Origin of the sequence: Chryseobacterium sp. SIMBA_029 (assembly GCF_046535275.1) — a bacterium.
Lineage (GTDB): Bacteria > Bacteroidota > Bacteroidia > Flavobacteriales > Weeksellaceae > Chryseobacterium.
Map to the genome: position 1 here is coordinate 1 of NZ_JAWRXA010000969.1, position 228 is coordinate 228.

Consider the following 228-nt stretch of genomic DNA (forward strand, 5'->3'; position numbering starts at 1 on the left):
TTAGCAGGAGGTAATTTCTGGCAAGGGGCTATGAATGGATTTTTTGTTTCAACTTTTAATCATGTGATGCATAGAATTGATACCCAAGTAGACTATGCTGATGCTGATAGTAGTTCTGGAGGAGCGACTAATGATAATAAAGGAGATGTATTAAATTGGTTTAATGAAAAAGACGGAGGTCTATATAAAGTTGCACAAAATGACCCGGGTGTTCCAGAAGGAACGATT

1 protein-coding gene is annotated in these 228 nt (G+C 37.3%); it reads left to right on the plus strand.

Going from position 1 to position 228, the window contains the following annotated elements:
• A partial coding sequence (locus tag SB679_RS26675; protein ID WP_410705481.1) for a hypothetical protein occupies positions 1-228 on the plus strand: 228 nt, incomplete at both ends.